We start from the raw sequence: 23,146 nt of genomic DNA, 5'->3' as shown, positions 1-23,146 counted from the left end.
AACGAATTGAAGTGAACACTTTCACTTCAATTCTCGTCTGAGGTATTACGTTTGAATCCAGCTAACAACATAAAAACTGCTAAGTTATTAGAGCTTCGATGATTCGGCTTATATACATGCTAACTTTATTACTTTCGACTTTGTCCTTTCCAAGCTTGGCTACAGGGCTAACTTGGCTTGACCCCAAATTTGTCGAGACTGCCTTTTATGAGGTGGCATTAAAAAATGAATATTCAAAAGGTCAAAAATCACTGACCAAATGGAATCAACCATTAAAGATTTGGATTCAGCATAAAGTTACAGATAAAGATCTTCATCAAGAGTTAGTTGAACTTCATCTCGCTCACCTTTCAACTATTACGGGTCTGAACATCACGATTGTGAACCAAAAGTCTGAAGCCAATATAAAATGGGTGTTCACTTCGGAATCTACTTGGTATCAAGACGCAAAGAATGCAATAGGTATTAAATCTACGGATCACCTAAAAACCGCTATTTGTACAGCTGGTTACCAAATGAATCATAGAGGTGAAATTGTTAAAGCGGGAATTGCGATACCGGTAGATCTCGCACGAGAAAGAGGGAAGCTTCTCGCATGTATAGTAGAGGAAATAACCCAAGTTCTCGGTCTACCAAATGACTCTGAACTCGCCTACCCTTCAATTTTTAATGACCAAACACCTAATGATCTTTTATCACCACTTGATGTCGTTTTACTCAAATTATTATATGAGCCGGAACTAAAGATAGGGTTAACTAAAACGCAGTTAAAGCCAACAATTCAAAGGATACTAAAGCGCTACCAAGCCGAAGGTGTATTACAAAATGCATCTAAAGTATCCACACAAGCCCCTTTATATCAACTTGTGGGATACTGAAATAATCAATGCTTCAAATAGTGTATTACTTTTAAACACAGCGATTCTAATACTTTCATCAGCACTGAACATGGTCAGCTCTGATAATTGATCTACTTAGAACAATCGTAAATCTAAAGCTCTTTTATCGCTTAGAAGCTTGCTTCTTTAATTCAAAATCGAATTCATCAGGGAACAGAATAACACCCTCTTCATTTTGATTTGGAAAAACCACGATAGCCAATTCATCGTCTTCTAAGCCTACTGTCCAGCGACTATGCCATTTGTTTAATGAAATAGATTCAGCAGTACAGTCAGCCCACTCACCAGTCGCCCATTGTTCTGCAAACTCTTGGTTAGGCCAAACTGGTACGCAATCTTCTTCTTCAGTATTCAGCATTACACAGCCGTGTTCATCTTTTAAGATCCAAACTTCACGGTTTGCAACGATCTCTTTAACACAGTATTTCAAACGCTGTTCACCATCGAGTTTATTGATATCAGCTATTTGCTTGTCATCTAACTGTTTTGTCATTTTATTTTCCTGCGGCTTATTTTCTGCATTTACTTATAGCAAGGATAGCGAACAAGTAAAGATAGATTAAAATAAAAACGCCCACTGAAATCAGTAGGCGTTTTAACATATGTTCGTGGTGAAACTTAAGCTAGTTCACCTTGAAGCCAAGGCCAGCCTTGCTTCTTACGGCTTAAAGTATTTTCCATCATTAACTGACCGTTTACTTCATGCTTCACTAACTTCTCTGCCCACTCACCTTTGTAAAGAAGTTGAGTCTGAGCCGTTGTAATATCCGTTAGCATTACTGCAGCAAACGCTAGACCGTCTTTTTCACAACGAGCTTCTAAGTCAGCTTCAAGAGCTTCAATCATGCCATCTACTTGCTCAAGAGTAGCAAGTTCAACTTGACCAACAACCACGTCGCGACCGTTGAATGGGTAGCCTTTTAAATCTTTCTCTACTAGTTCAGCAGCAGACAGACCTTCAATGTTTGTTTTAGCAATCAAAAGATCTTTAATGAAAGTGTCAATGTCAGTCACACCTGCGATTTCAGCAAGTTCTGCCACTGCATCTTTATCTTTTTGAGTACATGTTGGAGAAGCAAAACCAACGGTGTCAGATAAAATTGCTGACATCATAAGTTTGGCAATCTTCTGAGAGATAGAGTGGCCTTCAATTTTGAACATATTGAAAAGAACAGTGTTAGTACAGCCAACAGGCCAAATCCACGCTTCCATTGGATTCACTGTCATTACATCACCAAGACGGTGGTGGTCAACAATACCTAAGATTTCAGCATCAGCAACATCATCAGGTGCTTGCGCTAGATCTGAGTAGTCTACTAGCCAGATTTTTTCGCCAGCAACAGAGGTGCGAAGTTCTGGAGACTCTGCATCTGCAACTTCTAAAATGTGTTGAGTTTCACGATTGATTTCACCTTGACGGATTGGCATTGCTTCTAGACCACGAGCTTGTAAAAGCTCCGTCGCAACAAGTGCACTACAAATACTATCGCTATCTGGGTTCTTATGACCAACAACTAAAATCATTTTGCTTCCTATTACCTATCAAGTACCGCTCTATTTAAGAGCTTTTTTATATGGGCGGTACTTTACCTTATTTTTTTACAATGATCATTTGTTCGTTACCCCTCTTCGAGTCACTGACTATAAAAAAACACCAAATACAATTGAGAATTATTATCATTAGTATATAGTTGTAAATAGTTATCATTTAGGATTGTATTTTATGAGCCAATTTGTCACCCAACTTCCAAGAAACATTGTGGATAAAAGTCAGTTTTCTTTCTCATTCAAGCGTGTACTTTTACCCGTTTTTCTACTTGCTTTAATGTTGGCACCAGCCACCCGTGAATTGACTGTCGCAACGCTTTCTGACGCATTTTGGGCAGTTTCATGCTATGTAGCACTAACGCTTGCTGTTTATCATTGGCTAAGTAAGCACGTCTCAAGTAATAACCTTTTCACACGGATGGCATACAAAACTCGCTCTCACCAGGTCATTTTCTCAGCCTTAATGGGTGCCTTGCCTGGCTGTGGTGGAGCCATTGTTGTCACCACGCAATTTATCTCTGGGCGACTAGGTTTTGGCTCGGTCGTAGCTGTATTAGTTTCCACTATGGGAGACGCAGCTTTCCTTCTACTAGCCAGTGAGCCTAAAACTGGCTTCGCGATGGTAGCAATGGGGATTATTGTAGGTTCAATATCAGGGCTAATCATTAATGCTTTTCATAAAGATGACTTTTTAAGACCCGATAACGCAAATGAAACTGTCCAAAAAATGTTCCCTCATTGTGCTCAGGATGATGAATCTGAAAGCAAACAAAACATAATGAGGAATGCAATTAACCTCCAAGGTATGCTTTGGGCTTTATTGATCATTCCGGGGGCAGTTGTAGCACTTCTTGGCTCATTTCAAGTTGATGTAAATTCGATGTTTGCCTTACCAGAGATGACGATTGAGTGGAGTGGAGCAATACTGTTGCTCATTTCTATGTCTCTATGGGCACTGACAAAAGAAATAGATGACTACCGTTCCGTAGTGAGTGAAGATGAAAAATCAGTTAGCTCACATCCGATGCAGAAAACTGCGCAAGATACTAACTTTGTTACCGCTTGGGTTGTTATAGCCTTCTTAATTTTTGAATTTGGAGCAGAGATAGCTCAAATTGATTTTGCTACGGTATTTTCAAGTTGGGGAATGCTTCTTCCCTTAGCTGGCGTATTAATGGGGCTATTGCCAGGTTGCGGACCTCAGCTACTTGTAACTTCTCTATACCTATCAGGAGCATTGCCTCTTTCGGCACAAATTGGTAATGCGATTTCTAATGACGGGGATGCCCTATTCCCTGCTATTGCAATGGCGCCTAAAGCGGCGCTTGTTGCGACAATCTATTCTGCTATCCCAGCCCTACTGTTTGCTTATGGTTACTGGTTTATTTTTGAAATGTAGGATGTACCTCTGCACTTAACTTATATTAAGTAATAGCGGCTACGGAAGCACAAAACGAAAAAGGCCCTCCAACTCCGGAGGGCACAAAAAGGCAGTGGATTAACTTCTAAGCATCCTGCTGATAAATGGTCCTATTCGGACCATAAATTTAAACGATTAATTAAAATGCGTAAGCAAGTTTAACGAATGACTCAACGTCACCTTTTTCCCAACCTTTATTAGCCGAAACATAACCTTCATCAGAGATGTGGTATGCGATATCAACTAAAGCTTTGAAGTTTTCAGTGATTGCGTAAGAACCACCAACGTTGATTGCTTCACGAATATCTTCAACTTTAACGTAACCCATAGCTAAGTATAGTTCTGCCATAGTGTAACCAGCAGAAGCGTTTACTAACTGAGTTTTAAGACCAGCAGAATCTTCTTCTTCAGCGAAAGTAGCACCTAGACCGATTTCACCAACAGTAACAGTACCGTTTACTAGGTATAGCTTGTCAGTGCTGCCTTCTTTTTGATCGTTATCTTCGTAACCAGCATTGATAGAGAAAGTTTCAGTTGCGTAGCCAACGTAACCGTTGAAACCACTTTGAGCGTCTAGAGACTCGTAGTTACGGTCACCGAAGTAAGAAATACCGTATTTGATGCCTTCTTTCTCGCCTTCAAATTTTACAACTTGACGTGCATCTGAAGCATCAGATGGAGACCATAAGAATTCAATTGTTTGGTCAGCTGCGCCATCTACTGCATCTAGAGCAGTGTCATTTGCATAACCTACAGAAGCGATACCAAAACCTGTTTTGTAACCAACCCAAGTATCAGTGATTGTGAAAGTCGAATCAGTTGTTGCGTAGTCGTCTTCTACGTCGAACTCACCGCCAAATTTACCTACAATCTTACCGTTTTCGTAATCAGCGAAGATATCGAAACCAGTAACACCACCATTGTAAACTTCATCTTCAGTACGGCTTGAATCAGAATAGAAACCAGCTGCTAATTCACCAGATACAGTAAATTGCTCTCCTGTTAGTGCTTCTGCTGCAAATGTTGAACCCGTTACAAGTGATAATGCGATCGCTACTGCTGTTTTTTTCATTTTTATACCTATAAGTATTATTTATGCGAGGGAGTTAACACACCCTTTTCTGAGGCAGAATTTAGGTAAAAAAATGAATCAACACAAATAAAAAAACCTAAACCAAACGATTGAAAATTAAGCACAAACATCAAAAAATATAAAATCCGAACAATAAAAACACAATACCCTATAAATTCAGTGAGCCCGATCTCAAAGAAATGTCGATATAGCCTCAATAAAAAGTAAAAATATATTTATTTGAAATGTTACATTTTAGGTGTTTTGACAAAAACGAACAAAAAGCACACTTAGTGGGTTGGCATTTGATTTACTCATTTTCACGCATCATGTTAAAGCGTTCATTCTTTATAAAGTAAGGGGGTCTTATTACACTCAACCTTCTTCCATTTTCTCTTTTTCAAGTTGTATGTCATAAGCCGTTCCCCCATCGCGTGAAGCTCTCTTTAACAAGACCTGATGTTTGAACTGATCTTCACTATTCTCATTTAAGCCTTTCACTCTTTACAGGTTTCACTTGGCTAACTTGGAATAATATTGAGAAGGAAAATGTAAGGCTGCAGGGTAGCCCAAAAGAAACTCACGTTCAGACCATTCACAATCGTTATCATCCAAACTGGTTATAAGTCTGCCTGATACACAGGAGGCTTTCAGGCAGGTCCAATACTAAGAGTTTAGTTGAATATGTTGAGCTGCCAGCTTGACTATGTATCAATATCTCGGCTTGATAGATTCAGAGAAACCAAGCGACTACGCTTTCGCTTAATTACTTTGGTACTTCAATCTCCATTCTTTCCTGAGCTTACAAAAAAGCCCAAGAGCATATTGCTCTCGGGCTTAAATTGAAGACTATCGTTATAGCACTAGTTCATATGTAAACTACGCTACTTCAATTGGGCCACCAAATGAAGTTACTGGAGGCAGTTTGCCCTGGAACTTCTCGAAATCAACCAAACACGTGTTTGCTGATGTCGCTTGAGCCAGCTCAGATGAGCCAATGTCTTGAGTTAGTGTGTTTGGATCGCCGTACGTATCTAGCGCACCCACTTTCTCGTTCATTGGACCGTACCAAGCACCTTCTTCGATACGTACAACACCAGGAGCGTAGCTATCCATAAGGACAGCACCTGCTAGTAGTTGACCACGGTCGTTGAACACTCGTACTACATCACCATCTTTAATGCCTTTCTTCTTAGCATCCGTTGGGTTGATGTAGATTGGCTCACGCCCTTGTACCGCGTAAGTCGCACGCCACTCTTCAGATTCACACATCTGAGAGTGAAGACGCTTATCCGGGTGACAAGATTGTAGCCAGTACGGGTGTTTGTCAGAGCCTGGACCACCGTGTGAGCGTTCAGATTTCTCGAACCACATTGGGTGTTCTTGACAGTGCTCGTAACCCATATTACCAACAGTACGGCTGGTGATTTCGATGAAACCAGAAGGTGTACCTAGTGCGTTGATTTCTGGATCTTCACGGAATGAAGCGTGACGAGTCCATGGCTTACCTTTACCAAAGTCTAGGAAACCTTTTTCCCAGAACTCAGCAAACTCTGGCATTTCGATAGTGCCTTCATTTGCAGCGCGGCAGTTATCGTACAGAGATTTAACCCACTGCATTTCATCCATACCACGTGTGTAATCGTCGTAACGACCCCAACGTTTAGTTAGGCTAGACATGATTTCGAAGTCAGTCTTAGATTGGAACAGAGGATCCACCAGTTTGTGCATCGCAATCAAACCACGACCAGAGTACGCGCCGTAACCATCGATATCGTTACGCTCCCACTGTGTACATGCTGGAAGCACGATGTCAGAGTGACGACAAGTTGCAGTCCAAGCAAAATCAACAGCGACTACAGTTTGTAGGCTCTTGAATGCTTTACGCATCTTGTTACGGTCTTGGTGGTGGTGCCACGGGTTATTACCACTGAATACCATCATCTTGATGTCAGGCAGTGTTACCGTTCCACCATTTGCTTTGATCTTCTTACCAGGTTCTAGCAAGCTATCAACCCAACGTGCAACTGGGATTACGCGGCTGTAACCGTTGTAATCTGTGTTCGTGTGCTTAGGTGATTGACCTTGATCGATGTTCAACGGGAACGAACCCGGAGCAGCGAAACCAGTTGAAGACACACCGATACCTGAATAGTGGTGACCGTAAGAAATACCACCACCTGGTAGACCTATTTGACCAATCATTGCTGCGATAACCGCACACATCCAGTAAGGCTGTTCACCGTGCTCTTGACGCTGAATACTCCAACCAACAAGAATCTGTGTACGACCGTTAACTAGCATCTTAGCAAAGTCACGGATTGAGTCCGCGCTTGCGCCACAGATAGCAGAAGCCCACTCAGGTGTCTTCTCAACTTTATCTTTCGTTTCACCTTGAACGTACTTGATGAAATCTTCAAAGCCTAGACAGTACGTTTCAATGAATTTCTTGTCGTATAGGTCTTCGTTGTAAAGAACGTGAGCAACACCAAGCATAAACGCCACATCAGTTTGTGGGTTAATGTACATTTGCTCGTTTTCTAGGTAACGACCTGTTTTGTTTTTAACAGGGTCAACAGAAACAACGTTGATCTCTTTCTTAGCAACTTTCTCTTTCAGCTGTTCTAGGTATGCAAACGACTCGTGAGTCTCACATGTCCAACCTACTTGAAGGTTTTTAACAGGATCGTTACCCCAAAGGACAATGTTGTCACTGTTTTCTAGGATAAGTTCCCAAGATGTACCTTGTGCATAAACTTCAGTAGAACCTAGTACATAAGGCATGATCGTTTGACCAGCACCTGTTGAGTAGTCACCGATTTTCTTCACAGAATAACCGTGAAGTGCCATTGCACGTTGCATGTGGTTAGTACAGCTGTGGAACTGACCTGTCTGCCTCCAACCAGTTTGACCAGTGTGAAGTGCCCATGGACCGTAATCTTTCTGTACGCGCTCTAGCTCGCGGTAAACAAGGTCTAGTGCCTCATCCCAAGTCACACGAATGAAACGGTTATTACCGCGTGTGTCTGCGCTGTATTTGTGCTTCTTCAACCAATCTAGGCGAACCATTGGGTAACGCACACGAGATGGGCTGTAAATAATGCCTTTGATACCTTTCAGCATTTCAGTTGGGTGCTGATCGATTTCTAGAGGTTTAATTTCTTGTACTTTACCCGCATAAACACGAGCACGGAAAGCACCCCAGTGAGAACCTGATACCTTCCAAGTTCCCTCTGTTTCTGCTGCTGAAGCAGATGCCGACGCCAATAAGCTTGGACCGATAACCGATGCCGCACTAGTAGTAGCGACACCTTTCAGAAAACTTCTTCTTGTAATTGCCATTGTGTTACTCCAATTGACGTCTTATTAGTGATGGCCTTCAGAAAAATCTGATGAGTGCTTCTGTAGATACTTAAGAACAAGTGCTTCTGTATCAGTATCGAAGTTAACGAATGCAATCATACCATCTAGCATGCCAACCCAACCGTTAGCGCTGAAGTGACCTTCATCTGGTTGTGAGTGACAAGTAGAACAGTTTGACTGGTAAGCCTGACCTGCTGCGTTCCAAATTGGGTCGAAGTTATCAACCATTGACTCTTTCTTCATCCAAAGTGCAAGGTCAACTTTTTCCCATGGAAGACCAGTTAGCTCATCTTCTTTCTTCTCACCAACAGTGATAACGTCACTTTGAGAAACATCTTTAGTCAAAATTGCTGTAGAGATGTTCATACCGAAGTCTTCTTGGATTACACGTCCGAAGCCTTTCGCTTTACGCCAGCCATCGATTTGAATCTTGATCATGTCGCCTTTTTCTTCAATCACGGCAACTTGACTTGCTGGGCTAAGTAGACCAGCTTCAACTTCTGCTGTTTCATCCGTGTACATTGGAAGGTGACGAATTGAAATAACATCCTTACCTGAAGCATAAGATGTGCTACTTGCCACGTTTTCTAGCTCGCCAACAATGCCGCTTGCTGATGCCATATCTAGAGGCAAGTTATGAGCGATACCTTTATGGCAGTCAACACAGCTTTGGTCACGCTCTGCCGCATTCTTCATTTGAATACGAGCTGTCGGGCGCATATTTTCAAAGTCCATAGACTCATAGTTATGACAGTTCTTACACTCTAAAGATTTGTTTGCTGAGAAACGATCCCATTCATGTTTTGCTAACTCAATACGACGAGCTTCGAATTTCTCTGGCGTATCTAAGTCACCAAAAACTTGAGCGAATACTTCTTTAGATGCTTGCATCTTACGTGCAATTTTTGCTGTCCATTCATGTGGAACGTGACAGTCAGGACAAGTAGCACGAACACCAGATGTATTTTTCCAGTGAACCGTTTCTTGCAGTTCTACGTATACATTGTCACGCATCGTGTGACAGCTGATACAGAATTCTTCTGTGTTAGTCGCTTCTAAAGCCGTATTGAAACCGCCCCAAAAGATAACACCGGCGATAAAGCCACCCATAGTTAGTACACCAAGACTAATGTGTACCGCTGGGCGAGTCATTGTGCGCCATAATTTAACTAAAAATGATTTCATGTTTAGCTCTCTTAAAAATCAATCAAAAAGTGGAAGGAAGCTTTGACGTTACATGCCGCCATGAGCGCCAGGAGGACCTAAGAAGAAGACTTGTAGAGCCCAAACGATGAACCCATAGCCACCAACGAATGCCACACTAAGGATTGGAAAGAGAACAACAGCAATGAAGAGGAATGACTTCCACTCCAGCGATTGTTTTTCGCCATTTTCAATTTTATTAACATCACTCATACATTTTGCCTATTTTGTATTTAGTAATTCCGAATAGCCCAGTGTAATGAGCCAAAGTTTTTTAGTTTCTAACTACAAATATTAGACCATACACAAAGTAGGGTTCAATCAATTCAACAGCTAGAAACCTTGTTATTCAACACTTTTTTGAGCTCATCCATAGATGTTTGCAGTTAATAATATATATTAAAAAGTATTAACAAATATGACAAATTAATAATGATGCGACAATGTTAAAAAAATACATTTTCATTACATAATATCAACTGAATACTACTTTTTACCTAATAAGTAGTAGCTAAAAAGCTCACAACTTACCACTTACTTGTTAATGCAATGTTATGAGGAGTGGTTTTTATTTAAGAAGCGTAGATTAAAATCTACCTGTAATGGTTGTGCAATTCCGCTACTATTCTAGCTCCACAATAAGGAGTTCTCATGCAAGACGTTGTTGATATATCTTGGTGGCAATTACTATTTTTTAGCTCAATTCTCATATTACCTATCGGGATAAACTATCGCTTCCAACTAAGGCTTGGCACTGAAGCGACAATCAGTATTTTCAGGATGTTCTTCCAGTTATGTCTAGTAGGTCTTTATCTCGAATATTTATTCGCTCTTAATAACCTTTGGATTAACCTACTATGGCTTATGGTTATGGTCCTTATCGGAGCGAGCTCTATTCTTAGTAAAGCAAAATTACCAAAACGCTTATTAATCCTCCCAATCGCGTTTAGCCTTGCCATTACCGCTATCCCTATCGTTCTGATTATTTGTTTCTATATCATCAAGCCAACCCCTTTGTTTGGCGCTCAGTATCTAATACCAATATCAGGGATGCTTTTAGGTAACTGCTTAAGTTGTAATATCGTGGCGTTACAGAACCTCTTTAGCTCATATGAACATCGGCAATCAGAATATGAAGCCGCTATATCCTTAGGAGCGTCTCCACAGTACGCTTCTGTACCTTTCGTGAAAGAGTCAATGCAGAAGGCTGTGTCTCCAATAATGGCTTCTATGGCAACAACAGGGCTTGTGACATTACCAGGCATGATGACAGGTCAGATATTAGGAGGAACTTCACCCATGATTGCGATTAAGTACCAGCTAATGATTATGGTTGCGATTTTTACAATGATGAGTGTTTCGCTTTCTTTAGCACTACACCTTTCTTTAAAAGCCGTATTGAGCAAAGAAGGACGCGTTAAAGTCAGAGTTATCAAAGCTAAGTAATTTAGAACTTGCCAAAGTTTAAATAAAAAAGATAGGCATTGGTGAACGACTGGTATGACGGCTATAAACTTGATTACACACCGATTTTAAGACAGGTTATCCACAGAAACTGTGGATAACAAAAAGCTATCTATTATTTCTATGTATCGATTTTGATCTTCACCTGCTTTTTCATTAAAAGCCAAAAGACGCGTTGATTTAACTTCTAGCAGAAATAACCACCTAAGTGATTTTTTAAAACTCACAGCAATAAACGCCGCTTTTGTATCGATACTTTAACTAGTGGATTTTTTATTCGAGTACATACAAAATCGGCTTACCATCTGGTAAGCCGAATCTAATTCAGAGCGTTTAAAACTAGTCTCTTAGATAGATTAACCAGTACCACATACCAACAAATATCCCGCCACCGATAATATTACCGAGCGTTACTGGCAGTAAGTTGTTGGTAATAAAATCCAGCATGTTTAAATCCAAATAGTCTGCAGGGTTCGCTCCTGTCATCGCCCAAAATTCAGCTGGAGCAAATGTCTTGATACCAATCGCAAGAGGCACTTGATACATGTTTGCAATACAATGCTCAAAACCTGCTGATACAAACATAGCAACGGGCAGAATCATTACAGCAATTTTATCTGTTAATGTGCGTCCGCTAAACGTCATCCAAACAGCAATACAAACTAGGACATTACACATAATTCCCAACGCAACCGCTTGGAAGAAACCGTGATGCATCTTGTGTTGCGAAATAGCCATCGCATTCAGACCAACTTGACCATTATCGAACATGTATTGTTTGGTAAAAAGCATACACACGACCAACAATAGCGCACCAATCAAGTTCCCTACGTAAACAGTCGCCCAGTTTTTTACCAGTACACGCCAACTAATCTTTCCACTGGCTCTCGCGACTAATGTAAGGACTGAACTTGTAAATAATTCGCCTCCTGTCACCACAACAAGAATAAGCCCAAGAGAAAATGCTAACCCTCCCAGCAATCTAGTGATGCCCCAAGGTAAATCACCGGCACCTGTCGTTACAATAGTGTAAAAGACAAATGCAATACCAATATGGATGCCGGCTGATATAGCCAATAAGAACGACTTGACCGGGTCTTTGGTGGCTTTACCCACACCAATTTCAGCAGCTCGCTCAGCCATTTGTGGTGGTAATAAAGAATCAAATTGATTTAAGTTCATAGCGTTTACATTTTGATACATGTTTAGGGCTGGCGATAATCCCCCCTTTTATTTTTTTATTCAAGCGCTATTTTCTAGAGGAAAGCAATGTAAGCCTCACTAACAAAAACAAATCGACTCCCCTGAATTATCAATACATCTTTAGTAGTATTCCCAAAAGAACACAAAAGTAAAAACAATACTTTAAAATCATATGTTTAACGGAAAATCACAACTTAGCATTACCTGAATTTTTCSTTAAACAAAAATAATTTTGTAAATTTGATATAGATCAACAGAAACAAAAAAAGCGCCATCAGGCGCTTTTTCATATCACAAAACAGTAAAATTAATTATGTGTTATCAGCTACAACCCCAGCCTCACTAGTCTGAGGAGTCACTTCAGGAGCGACCTCAGGTGCAGGAGCATCTACAGAAGATGATTCGCTAGCTACCGGTTCAGCTTCACTTTCAGCAACAGGTTCAGCTTTATTTTCTGTAGCCGGTTCAGCATCTTTAGCTAAAGCCTTCTCGCCTTTACCTTTTAGATTTGAAACTAACTCCTCTAAACTTTTAATATGAGCATCACCTCTTGTAATTTGTTCAGTTAGTAGTTGGCTTCGTTTATCGCTATCAATTAATTGCTGAGCCTGTTTCTTGTTTTCACTCTCTAACAGCGTTAACTTCTCAGACAATTTATCTACCTCTGAAGACAGTTCAACAGTTTGGTTTGAAGTCTTCAACTCGGAAATGCTCTCGATGATCTTTTGAGATTGGACGCGAATAGCCAAGTCACGGTAGTCTTTATTATTAACGACTGTTGAAATAGACAACAGTTTGTTTTCCATGCGTAACACTGCTTGTTCAAACTTATCGTCTTCAACGCTGGCTAAAAGTTTCACTTCTTGAGCCACATTTCGAACATGGTTCAGTTCGAATTCCGCAGACTGGACTGCAAGGGTGATAATTGACTTATCTCTAGGGCTTGCTTCAATTTTGCTTTCAGCTAATTCAATTTGAGATGACGCTTTAGAAAAAGTCAGCGGAGCAACTTCGTGGAAGTCTTCATTCTTCAAAGTTTTTAGCTGCTTTTTTAAAGGCGTAATGTACTTTTCTCTCACAACTTTTACTTCAAGCTCTCTAGCATCATTCAAGAAATCAACTTGGGCTTCCTGTGCGTTCTCTAATTCATCCACTAATACATAGTTAAATAAGTCACGGTATTGAGAGTATATATTTTTGTAGTTTGATGAGAATAACTTATCAGCCTCTAAAAACTGAAGGTACTCTATTTGAGCAATAGAATCTGCTAATACGCGATCAGACTTCTCTTTTAGCTCTAACATTGATTTGTAATTATTTTCTAGTACTGCAATGCGCTCATCAAAAGCTTCGGCATAAGTCTGACTTGAGAAAATAGAATAATCTTTTAAGAGAAGTTCAGGCTTCTTTTCAATATCAAGATAAATTTCTTGAGCTTCAGACCAAGCATCTTGTAAGTCACTATAGTTCTCTGGTGCATAAATCTCTAAAGAAGTAACCCCTACAAGCGTCTTTTCCCACTCTTCATAAATTGGTTGAATTGATTGGAAAGTACGAGTTTCAGTCTGTGTCTGAACATCCATATTCGTTGGTTTTTGAGCTGAATCACTGGTTGTCGACGTGCTCTGACAACCAACAACACTGAGTAATACGCTTATTGCCAATGCAACTTTACTGACTTTCACAAAAAATCCTTAATTCAAAGCACCTGAATATGATGCTGCTTATTTATAATGTAACCAATATATTACAGCCTTCATTAAATAGACATATCTAGACCAATCAAACGTATATATTTCATACAAAACAACATACATTTATTTTTGCACTGATGATTAATTCTTCAATTTGGTATCACTTATCAATTTTATTTATTGTTAGTTGATTGAAGTAGCGTTGAGCACTAAGGTGAGGGTAGATAAAACATTAAAATTGATAGGTTGAATATGAAATACACCGCTGAACACATTGCCGATTTAAACCTTCTTCTACAATTCGACATCAGTAGCGCAGCAACAGGCATTAAAGTTCATCAAGAAGCAAGCCAAGAAATGCAGGATGCCGTAAAACGCTTATTTGCTAAAGGTCTTTGTACTCAGTCTGACGGCGGTTACTTAACCGATGAAGGCATTGAAGTAGCTGAGCGTGCAGACAAGCTATTACGTGTAATCAAGTAAGTAAAACTTCGAATTCAAGGACTCCACATGCGCAAGCTGTGGAGTTTTTTCGTTTTAGCGGGTATGTTTTTTCTTTCCTAGGGGTTCTTTATGGCATCTATTTTAATTATTGGCGGTGGCTGGTTAGGTAAACCCGTATGTCAGTCACTTATCGAAAAAGGCATGGACTCAATCGTCACAAATACGACGGAACTTGGGCAATCAAAATGTATTAACCAAGGTATACCTTGCGAACAATTTCAGTTTGATCACGAGCATCCAACAAAATCTATTAATGAACTTTCTGCACTCCTAGCGAATAAAAACATCTCAATAATCATTGGCTGCTTTCCTCCTGGGTTCAGAAAAGGTAATGGAGAAGAGTATGCTGATTATTGGCATCAACTCATTACTTCAGCAAAGAACACAAATGTAGTTAAAGTGATAATGGTAAGCTCAACGACTGTTTATCCGTCTAGAAGTGGTGTCATGCACGAAGAGGATGCTTCTGAATGTTTAGCAACGAATAATGACGAGTTTTCTTCTAACGCGAAGACAATGTTACGAGCTGAACAACATGTTATTGATTCAGGGTTAGATTACTCGATTGTACGTTGCAGTGGGTTAATTGGACCAGAACGCCATCCATCACGCTTTGCTAGCAAACTGAAACAAGTAAGCACTCTTGCTCCTGCTAATATGCTTCATTTGCGCGATGCTATTGGCGCTGTATCGTTCTGTATTAGCAGTGCTTCGAAAGAAATAGTAAATGCCACTACCCCAACTACCGTTAGTAAAGCTGAATTTTATCAAGCAGCCTTAGCTTCAGCAGAAAGTAATGACCCACTACCACCAAAAGTTGATACACCTGACAAGCTGATTTCACCTGAGAAGATCTTAAAACTCGGATATCAATTTTATTTTCAATCAACATTGGATGCCTTGTATGAATAACCGAACTCACCTGCATCGCCACCTTGATACTTTGTGGGATTTCATGAAAATGGGGCATCAACTAACCAAAGCAGATTGCATCTTTGTATTATGTAGTAATGATGTTCGAGTCGCAGAGCACGCTGCTGAGTTGTACCACCAAGGCTTTGCTCCCTATGTCGTATTTTCTGGAGGTAAAGGCAGGTTCACTGAAGAGCTTTTCGATAAGTCAGAAGCAGAAACCTTTTCTGACATAGCCAGAGATTACGGTGTTCCTAAAACTGCAATCATCACTGAGACGAATGCGACGAATACTGGTGAAAACGTTCGATTTACTCATCAAGTATTATCAGAAAAGAGACTATTTCCTACTTCTTTCATCTTGGTGCAAAAACCATTTATGGAAAAACGTACCTTTGCTACTTTTAAAAAGCAGTGGCCAAATGAAGTTGAGCAAGTCATGGTGACTTCCCCTTGGAAAAACTGGGTCGACTACTTTAACGAAACATTACCTTTGCCAATGGTCATTGAAGCATTACTTGCCGATTTTGAGCGAATTAGAGACTATCCGGCGAAAGGTTATCAAATCGAAATGCCGATCCCACCTGAAGTAGAAACTGCTTACCAAGCTCTTCATCAAAAGCTAAAGCCCCTTGCTATTTGAAGCAAAAGCTTCTTACTATTTAAATAAAAATAGCGACCCATTAAGGTCGCCATTTTATTGTTTCATCAAAGACCCTGATACTGGATCTAGACGATTATTTGCCTAGCGCATCTTTATAATGGAAACGGCAAACAGATACGTATTTATCATTACCACCAATAGCGACTTGATCACCTTCAGCGATAGCAACACCATGCTCATCGGTGCGAATCACCATATTCGCTTTACGACCGCAGTGGCAAATTGTTTTTAATTCAACTAACTTATCAGCCCAAGACAATAAATACTTACTGCCTTCAAATAGCTCCCCTAAAAAATCCGTTCTTAAGCCGTAGCACAGTACTGGAATATGAAGCTTATCGACAACCTCAGTAAGTTGATACACTTGTTCTTTTGATAGGAACTGACACTCATCAATCAACACACAATGGCGCTTCTCTTTCTCGTTCAATTCTTTTATGGCTTCAAAAAGGTCACTGTCACTTCTAAATAATTGCGCTTCAGATTGTAAGCCAATTCGTGAGCTCACTTTTCCGATACCGTAACGATCATCAAGTGCTGCGGTAAAAATGACGGGAGTCATGCCGCGCTCTTCATAATTAAAAGAGGATTGAAGAAGTGTTGTAGATTTACCCGCATTCATTGCAGAGTAGTAAAAATACATCTGAGCCACAGAGATATTCCCATTTATTTTTGATTGTAAAAACCTATTTCAGGAAGAAATAGGGACAAGAAAAAAGGGCTGAAAATCAGCCCTTTTATAAATTACTTACGACGCCAAGTTGTCCCTTCAGGACCATCCTCTAGCACAATACCTAATTCGTTAAGCTTATCTCTTGCTAGATCTGCATTTGCCCAATCTTTTGATGCACGAGAATCATTACGCAATTTGATAAGAGCTTCAATTTCAGCAACTTCGTCATCGTTGCCAATAGTGTCACCTTTCAGAAATGCTTCAGGATCTTGGTGAAGAATACCAATGATGTCAGCTAGTTCTCTAAGCAATGCACCTAGGCTGCTCGCTTTTTCAATATTTTCGCCTTTTAGACGATTCACTTCACGTGCCATTTCGAACAATACTGAATAAGCTTCAGGTGTATTGAAGTCATCATTCATTGCCGTAGAGAAACGAGTTACGTACTCTTCGCCACCAGCAGGGCTCGCCGTTAAATCTAAGCCGCGTAATGACGTGTATAGACGTTCTAGAGATGCACGAGCTTGATTCAGGTTATCTTCACTGTAGTTAAGTTGGCTACGATAGTGACCTGACATTAAGAAATAACGAACAGTTTCAGCATCATAATGCTCAAGCACATCTCGAATCGTGAAGAAATTGCCTAAAGACTTAGACATTTTTTCTTTATCAACCATCACCATACCGCTATGCATCCAAGTGTTTACATAGTCAGTGCCGTGTGCACAGCAAGATTGCGCAATTTCATTTTCATGGTGAGGGAACTGAAGATCAGAGCCACCGCCATGAATGTCAAAATGGTCACCTAAGATAGATGAGTTCATTGCTGAACATTCAATGTGCCAGCCCGGACGACCTGCGCCCCAAGGTGATTCCCAAGTAGGCTCACCTGGCTTAGACATTTTCCAAAGTACAAAATCAAGAGGACTACGTTTTGCCGATTCAATATCAACACGAGCACCAGCTTGTAACTGATCAAGATCTTGCTTTGAAAGCTTACCGTATTCATCGAATTTCTTAACTTCAAACATAACGTCGCCGTTGCTTGCTACGTAAGCGAAGCCACGTTGAATTAACGTTTCAACCAATTCGATAATTTCTGGGATGAATTCTGTTGCACGAGGTTCAACATCTGGACGCTTCATGTTCAAAGAATCGAAATCAGCATGCATTTCACCGATTAATCGTTCTGTTAGAGAATCACAAGATTCACCGTTTTCATTTGCTCGTTTAATGATTTTGTCGTCGATATCCGTGATATTGCGAACAAAAGTTAAATCGTACCCTAGGTAACGTAAATAACGAGAAACAACGTCAAATGAAACGAATGTGCGTCCATGACCGATGTGACAGAGATCGTAAATGGTTACCCCACAGACATACATGCCAACTTTGCCGGCTGTAATTGGTTTGAATTCCTCTTTCTGTCTTGTGAGCGTGTTATATATCTTCAGCATGATCTCTATCTATATTTATGTATAAACCAAAATAAGTCGTGAGTATAACAACTCATGACTTATTAGGTAATACCCTTAATAACAATTCATTCAACTCTATTCGCATCAATTGATTTGATGATTTGAAAGTGGCGCAACTTACGCTAGAATCGCCTTTCATATTAAAAAGACAGTAAGGTAACAATCATGATCATCCTTCACACAAATTTTGGTGATATCAAAGTTCAACTAAACGAAGAAAAAGCACCAGAAACAAGCGCAAACTTCCTACAGTATTGCCGTGACGGTTTTTACGACAACACGCTTTTCCACCGTGTTATTGATGGTTTCATGGTTCAAGGCGGCGGCATGACTTCTGGCCTTAAAGAAAAAACAACTCGCGCAACGATTAAGAACGAAGCAAACAATGGCCTGAGCAACAAAGTAGGCACTCTAGCAATGGCTCGTACTATGGAACCGCATTCAGCGAGCTCTCAGTTCTTTATCAATGTAAATGACAACACTTTCCTAGACTTCCGTTCAGAAAGCCTAGATGGTTGGGGTTACTGTGTATTCGCTGAAGTAGTTGAAGGCATGGACATTGTAAACAAAATCAAAAATGTAAGTACTGGTACTATGGGCATGCACCAAGACGTACCTCTTGAAGAAGTAATCATTACAGGTACAACAATCGAAGCTTAATTCGATTGTATATCTGATCTTATTGATTACAGACCAGACATGGGGGGCAACTTGCTCCCCTTTTTTCGACCTATAGAATTGACTTACCCATGAAGACTTACTTTATCTCAGATCTCCACCTCACTCCTTCAAGACAGGACATCACAGACTGCTTTCTTAACTTTATGGAGACAGAAGCTAGTCATGCCGATGCTTTATATGTTCTAGGGGATCTTTTCGAGTTCTGGATTGGGGATGATGATAGATCCGAATTTGCAAATACAATTAGACAAGCGTTTATTAAGCTCACTGATTCTGGTGTCCCTTGTTACTTCACTCAAGGTAACCGAGACTTTTTAGTGGGTAAACGATTTGCAAAACAAACCGGAGTGACACTCCTTGATGAAGTGGCTGTCATTGATATTTACGGTCAATCTGCCGTAGTACTGCATGGTGACACTTTATGTACAGATGACATAAAATACCTAGCCTTCCGTGAAAAAGTACACCAACCTTGGTTGCAGTGGGTCTTTAATTGTATTCCTTTCTTTATTAAAAAAAAGATAGTTTCAAAAGTACAATCAGATATTAAAGACGACAAACAAACTAAATCTTTAGATATCATGGATGTCACTCAAAAAGAAGTTGAGAATGTTATCTCAGCCAACAAAGTTGATCTCATGATACACGGTCACACTCATAGACCGAACATCCACTCCTTCGATATGAATGAAGTAGCTAAAAAACGTATTGTACTAGGAGACTGGTATACTCAAGGCTCAGTTCTAGAATTTACCGAACAAGGTTTTGAACTGCAAAATCGTGCTTTTGGCAATGTTTTTCCTAAAGATAGCTAATCTTTAAACAGGTTTATTAACCTTGCTCTTAATTTCTCATATTCTGGATAGTATTTTTCTTCAAATTAGCTATTATCAATTCACAGTAATTAAACCGAACACAATACAAGTTGAAATTTTCATACGTAGCTCGTCAGCCAATACTAGACATAGACAAAAAAACCATCGGTTACGAACTATTATTTAGGGATGGTCCTAAAAATACGTTCCCTGAAGTGGAGCCTGAACTCGCCACAAGTCGACTGTTGTCTGATCATTTCTTATCTACGCACTACAACACGCTAGGTGACAAATTAGGTTTTGTTAATTTTCCATATGCTAGCCTGATCAACTTAGTACCTACCCTTTTTCCGAAAGACAGTTTGGTCGTTGAAGTATTGGAAGATTGCCAGCCAACAGATGAATTATTGCATTCTATCGAAAAACTATTTCAAGCTGGTTACACCATAGCACTAGATGATTTCATCCCAAGCAAAGCTTGGAAAAGATTTTTGCCATATATTTCGATCATCAAGTTCGATATACGCTTAGTGCCAATCGCGAAAGCTTCAATGTTTATGTCCAGTTTGAAAGGCACTAAAATTGAATTCTTAGCTGAAAAAGTTGAAACTTACGAAGAGTACCAGCAAGCAAAAGATGCTGGGTTTCATTACTTTCAAGGATACTTTTTTAGTAAACCTGAAATGATTCAAACTAGGGCTCTTAACCCTGCCTTTCTTACCACGATCCAACTGTGTAAAGAGATCGCGCAAGAGCCTATCGATTTTAAAGAAGTAGAGCGTTTAATCACATTAGATGTGACCTTATCTTATAAACTGCTTACATACGTTAACTCGGCAGGCGGTTCCTCGACAAAAATACGTTCTTTTCATCAAGCTCTAGTATATTTAGGAGAGCAAAAATTACGTAAATTTGTCTCTCTAGTTGCGGTTGCATCAGCGAAAGAAGACAAGCCAGACTCTTTATATGGTTTAGCCATACTTCGAGCGAGGCAGTGTGAGCTGATCATTGAACAATTGAATGTTAAGGAAGAACCTGGTCAGGCTTTTCTGACTGGCATGTTCTCTTTATTGGATTCTCTACTCGATCAACCTTTAGAGCAGGTACTAAATTCAGTGCCTATTGATGAAGAAATAAAAAGAGCGTTAATCGAGAAAAAAGGCGTGCTAGGTGCAGTGCTAGCGATGGTGGTCGCTTATGAACAAGCGCGTTGGGACGACGCTACAAAAATTCGCAATCGATTAAAATTGAATGAAGAACAACTTGGTAAAACTTATGACCAAGCAACCATTTGGGCGCAAGAGCTTCTTGCTCAGCCTTAACTCAATTTTCAAATCGTTTTCAATTATATACCTTTGAATTTAAATACTCTCTAATTAAAAAGGAAAGCAAAATAGCTTTCCTTTTTACGTTATAGCTCTATGAGTTAAAATATCGCATTAAATTGAATATATGGACCCCACATGATATCGAAGCGATTATAATCAAAATACAGTCCATCATCGCCTGAATCTAATAAGCCATTCGCTGACCAATCAATATTAGCTCGTAAGCCACCTTGAATTGAATAACCAAGCCCACTAGCCTCTGACCAACGGCGCTGATAAATATAACCAGCATCTAGACCACCTGTCAGTGCTAAGCCATACTTACCTGTAATGCTTCCTGACTCTCCATTTCTAGCTTCTTCTTCAGCTTTTGATGAAATGTCATATTGAGCTATACCAATACCGAACTTAGGCATAATATAGAAACGATTATAATTGGTCTCGTATCGAGCACCGTATGCCGCTTCATCTCGACCAATCACAAACATATAACGTGTTTGTTCAAAGTCTTCATCAAAAGCCACACCTGTTAGTGAAGAACTGTCTTTGTTATTTTGAAAACCAACGGCTGAAGGCATTGAATAGTTTGAGTAACTGAACCCCATGTACATGCCACCTTCACTTAACACTAATGTTTCAATGGCTTTGTATTCCGTAGAAAAGTTTTTCTTAACATTGCAACCTGTAACAAGACAGTTATTGGTATCTGTTGATTTGAATGTGGCTGACCCATCGGTCTTAGTCCAATCCATTTTTAAACGTAAAGTATCCGCACCCTCAAAGAAAGCATTAAAATCGACGAGACCAGTAAGCATACTGACGGCTTCAGAACCCTGACCAGCAGACTCTTCTGCTTGGTTTGTAAGGTACTTTAGTGAGACTTGTGTATCTTTAAGGCGTGCTTGAAGGTAAACAGAATGAAGAAAGCTATCGTTGATATCATACTTAGTTTCTACATCGTCACCAATTGACTGAGTCGCTTCCCAATAATTATTCATCAAGCCATATCCAGCTAGAAAATCAACACTAGACTTTGATGATATTTCGTTGGTATAGACTTCTGGTTTCTCCATTTCACTCGGATCAATTAAATAGGTTTGTCGTTCATTATCTTTAGGGTCATGAGCTGTAATCGCATACTGCTGACCGTACACAAATACCTCGGGTCCAAAGCCAAAGTTACCTTCTTCGCTGTTACTGATCACGCGACGTGCACTTTGATCACCTTCAAAGTAATATAAATTTATGCCTTTATTAAATGGATTAATATATTCATAAATTCCAACTAAACCACGTTCACGATTGATAGGATAAGTGGCAATAACGTCTCTACGATCTGACCGGCTGTGTATATCAGTCTTATGAGCACCCCAAGCTTCTGCTCCGACTCTATTTAAATCATATAAGTTAGCGTAACGTAATTTACGATCCGAGGTATTTACATATGCTATTGAAACTGTACCTGCAAGGTTATTATTAATAGCCCCGAAATCAGATTCAGTAGGAAGCGGGATTGAATGCTTATTACTCACTGTATAAACGTCTACAGAGTTTTCATTCAAACACAGTAGCTCACCTTTATAACTGAAACCTGTCGATTGAGAACCTTCACATAAAGAGTAACCATATACATTTCTACGCTGAGAGTATTTACCGCTCACAAAGTGATACTCATTACGTGAGCTACTTTTACCACTTCCTTTTTGGTATTCCTGACTGACTAAAGCGTACGAACGGTTTTTATATGTTGCCGTTGTTTGTAAGCGCGCTGAATGATCAAAGCGATGGGCATACCCATCAATAACCAATTTTTTATCGCATTTTTCATCACAATCTGCATCCCATTTACCAAATGAGATTGATGATGCTCCAGCTTGTGCTTTCATACCAGCAAGTGAGATAGATTGAGTTTGCTTAGAGGTAATCTCATACGCACTTAAACTAAACGAAAGCCCGCCGACTAATACCGCCGCTACTATTTTTGATATCATTATTGTTCTTTAATTATTATTTATTGCCCAAACGTTCCATTTACTTTCTATCAAATCAAACAGAACCCGAACTTACCGTTCAATAGGTAAGCTATTAAATTACAAAAGAAAAACTCATATGCAATTCAGGCGGCGAGAGTATTACAAATAAAAGGGAACAGCCACAGCGTCATGGCATTATTCATGACATTTAATATTGAATGTCTATATATCAAACTCATCGATCACGATTTA

The 23,146-nt window shown here is 39.9% G+C and carries 20 protein-coding genes; 9 read left to right on the top strand and 11 right to left on the bottom strand.

Features of this window, described 5'->3' with window-relative positions; translation table 11 throughout:
- Nucleotides 1-98: 98 nt before the first annotated feature.
- On the top strand, nt 99-878 hold the full coding sequence (locus tag L4C37_RS07420; protein WP_429768254.1) for a DUF2927 domain-containing protein: 780 nt from the start codon (nt 99-101) through the stop codon (nt 876-878).
- 124 nt (nt 879-1,002) lie between these two features.
- Here the strand turns inward: L4C37_RS07420 and L4C37_RS07415 are convergent, their stop codons facing one another.
- Nucleotides 1,003-1,392: a DUF2750 domain-containing protein gene (locus L4C37_RS07415; RefSeq protein ID WP_273294625.1), complete on the bottom strand. Its 390-nt coding sequence runs from the start codon at nt 1,390-1,392 to the stop codon at nt 1,003-1,005.
- A 125-nt stretch (nt 1,393-1,517) separates the two neighbouring features.
- Nucleotides 1,518-2,423 (bottom strand): manganese-dependent inorganic pyrophosphatase, encoded by a 906-nt coding sequence (locus L4C37_RS07410; protein WP_137373004.1) that lies wholly within the window; start codon nt 2,421-2,423, stop codon nt 1,518-1,520.
- Between the two features lie 199 nt (nt 2,424-2,622).
- Between L4C37_RS07410 and L4C37_RS07405 the strand changes: the two genes are divergently transcribed.
- Nucleotides 2,623-3,846 (top strand): putative manganese transporter, encoded by a 1,224-nt coding sequence (locus L4C37_RS07405; protein WP_429768253.1) that lies wholly within the window; start codon nt 2,623-2,625, stop codon nt 3,844-3,846.
- A gap of 160 nt (nt 3,847-4,006) precedes the next feature.
- Here L4C37_RS07405 and L4C37_RS07400 read toward each other — a convergent pair whose 3' ends face one another.
- The 4 genes from L4C37_RS07400 to torE all read right to left on the bottom strand — a co-directional run bounded on the left by L4C37_RS07400 (nt 4,007) and on the right by torE (nt 9,718).
- Nucleotides 4,007-4,939 (bottom strand): porin family protein, encoded by a 933-nt coding sequence (locus L4C37_RS07400; RefSeq protein ID WP_137373002.1) that lies wholly within the window; start codon nt 4,937-4,939, stop codon nt 4,007-4,009.
- Between the two features lie 879 nt (nt 4,940-5,818).
- Nucleotides 5,819-8,281: a trimethylamine-N-oxide reductase TorA gene (torA, locus tag L4C37_RS07395; RefSeq protein ID WP_273296532.1), complete on the bottom strand. Its 2,463-nt coding sequence runs from the start codon at nt 8,279-8,281 to the stop codon at nt 5,819-5,821.
- A gap of 24 nt (nt 8,282-8,305) precedes the next feature.
- Nucleotides 8,306-9,487, bottom strand: a complete 1,182-nt coding sequence (gene torC / locus L4C37_RS07390) for a pentaheme c-type cytochrome TorC (protein WP_429768252.1) — start codon at nt 9,485-9,487, stop codon at nt 8,306-8,308.
- A 48-nt stretch (nt 9,488-9,535) separates the two neighbouring features.
- Complete coding sequence (gene torE, locus L4C37_RS07385) at nt 9,536-9,718, bottom strand: trimethylamine N-oxide reductase system protein TorE (RefSeq protein ID WP_137372999.1); 183 nt, start codon at nt 9,716-9,718, stop codon at nt 9,536-9,538.
- A 438-nt stretch (nt 9,719-10,156) separates the two neighbouring features.
- On the opposite strand from torE, the gene L4C37_RS07380 reads away from it, so the two are divergent.
- On the top strand, nt 10,157-10,951 hold the full coding sequence (locus L4C37_RS07380) for an ABC transporter permease (protein ID WP_137372998.1): 795 nt from the start codon (nt 10,157-10,159) through the stop codon (nt 10,949-10,951).
- 357 nt (nt 10,952-11,308) lie between these two features.
- Here L4C37_RS07380 and focA read toward each other — a convergent pair whose 3' ends face one another.
- A complete protein-coding gene (gene focA / locus L4C37_RS07375; protein ID WP_137372997.1) occupies nt 11,309-12,151 on the bottom strand; it encodes a formate transporter FocA in 843 nt (280 codons plus the stop codon).
- Nucleotides 12,152-12,483: 332 nt separating this feature from the next.
- Nucleotides 12,484-13,857 carry an ATPase gene (locus L4C37_RS07370; protein WP_429768251.1) on the bottom strand — a complete coding sequence of 458 codons (1,374 nt, stop codon included), beginning with the start codon at nt 13,855-13,857 and terminating at the stop codon, nt 12,484-12,486.
- 261 nt (nt 13,858-14,118) lie between these two features.
- On the opposite strand from L4C37_RS07370, the gene L4C37_RS07365 reads away from it, so the two are divergent.
- The 3 genes from L4C37_RS07365 to L4C37_RS07355 all read left to right on the top strand — a co-directional run bounded on the left by L4C37_RS07365 (nt 14,119) and on the right by L4C37_RS07355 (nt 15,925).
- Nucleotides 14,119-14,349 (top strand): TIGR02647 family protein, encoded by a 231-nt coding sequence (locus L4C37_RS07365; protein ID WP_137372996.1) that lies wholly within the window; start codon nt 14,119-14,121, stop codon nt 14,347-14,349.
- 90 nt (nt 14,350-14,439) lie between these two features.
- Nucleotides 14,440-15,282: an NAD-dependent epimerase/dehydratase family protein gene (locus L4C37_RS07360; RefSeq protein WP_429768250.1), complete on the top strand. Its 843-nt coding sequence runs from the start codon at nt 14,440-14,442 to the stop codon at nt 15,280-15,282.
- 43 nt (nt 15,283-15,325) lie between these two features.
- Nucleotides 15,326-15,925 carry a YdcF family protein gene (locus L4C37_RS07355; protein ID WP_429768271.1) on the top strand — a complete coding sequence of 200 codons (600 nt, stop codon included), beginning with the start codon at nt 15,326-15,328 and terminating at the stop codon, nt 15,923-15,925.
- A 94-nt stretch (nt 15,926-16,019) separates the two neighbouring features.
- On the opposite strand, the gene L4C37_RS07350 is transcribed toward L4C37_RS07355, so the two are convergent.
- Both L4C37_RS07350 and cysS read right to left on the bottom strand, forming a co-directional pair.
- Nucleotides 16,020-16,598: a thymidine kinase gene (locus L4C37_RS07350; protein ID WP_137372994.1), complete on the bottom strand. Its 579-nt coding sequence runs from the start codon at nt 16,596-16,598 to the stop codon at nt 16,020-16,022.
- Nucleotides 16,599-16,690: 92 nt separating this feature from the next.
- The gene (cysS, locus tag L4C37_RS07345) at nt 16,691-18,076 is read right to left on the bottom strand and encodes a cysteine--tRNA ligase (protein ID WP_273295126.1); all 1,386 of its coding nucleotides are present in this window, start codon (nt 18,074-18,076) and stop codon (nt 16,691-16,693) included.
- A gap of 186 nt (nt 18,077-18,262) precedes the next feature.
- On the opposite strand from cysS, the gene L4C37_RS07340 reads away from it, so the two are divergent.
- The 3 genes from L4C37_RS07340 (at nt 18,263) to L4C37_RS07330 (ending at nt 20,915) form a co-directional block, all read left to right on the top strand.
- Complete coding sequence (locus L4C37_RS07340; protein ID WP_137372992.1) at nt 18,263-18,757, top strand: peptidylprolyl isomerase; 495 nt, start codon at nt 18,263-18,265, stop codon at nt 18,755-18,757.
- Nucleotides 18,758-18,846: 89 nt separating this feature from the next.
- Nucleotides 18,847-19,593, top strand: a complete 747-nt coding sequence (gene lpxH / locus L4C37_RS07335; RefSeq protein WP_137372991.1) for a UDP-2,3-diacylglucosamine diphosphatase — start codon at nt 18,847-18,849, stop codon at nt 19,591-19,593.
- A 110-nt stretch (nt 19,594-19,703) separates the two neighbouring features.
- On the top strand, nt 19,704-20,915 hold the full coding sequence (locus L4C37_RS07330; RefSeq protein ID WP_137372990.1) for an EAL and HDOD domain-containing protein: 1,212 nt from the start codon (nt 19,704-19,706) through the stop codon (nt 20,913-20,915).
- A gap of 104 nt (nt 20,916-21,019) precedes the next feature.
- Here L4C37_RS07330 and L4C37_RS07325 read toward each other — a convergent pair whose 3' ends face one another.
- Complete coding sequence (locus L4C37_RS07325) at nt 21,020-22,912, bottom strand: hypothetical protein (RefSeq protein WP_137372989.1); 1,893 nt, start codon at nt 22,910-22,912, stop codon at nt 21,020-21,022.
- Between the last annotated feature and the right edge of the window lie 234 nt (nt 22,913-23,146).

The sequence above is a fragment of the Vibrio kagoshimensis genome, assembly GCF_050337535.1.
Classification (GTDB): Bacteria; Pseudomonadota; Gammaproteobacteria; order Enterobacterales; family Vibrionaceae; genus Vibrio; species Vibrio gallaecicus.
Note: the sequence above shows the minus strand (reverse complement) of the source record. Positions and strands in the feature narration are given on the sequence as shown.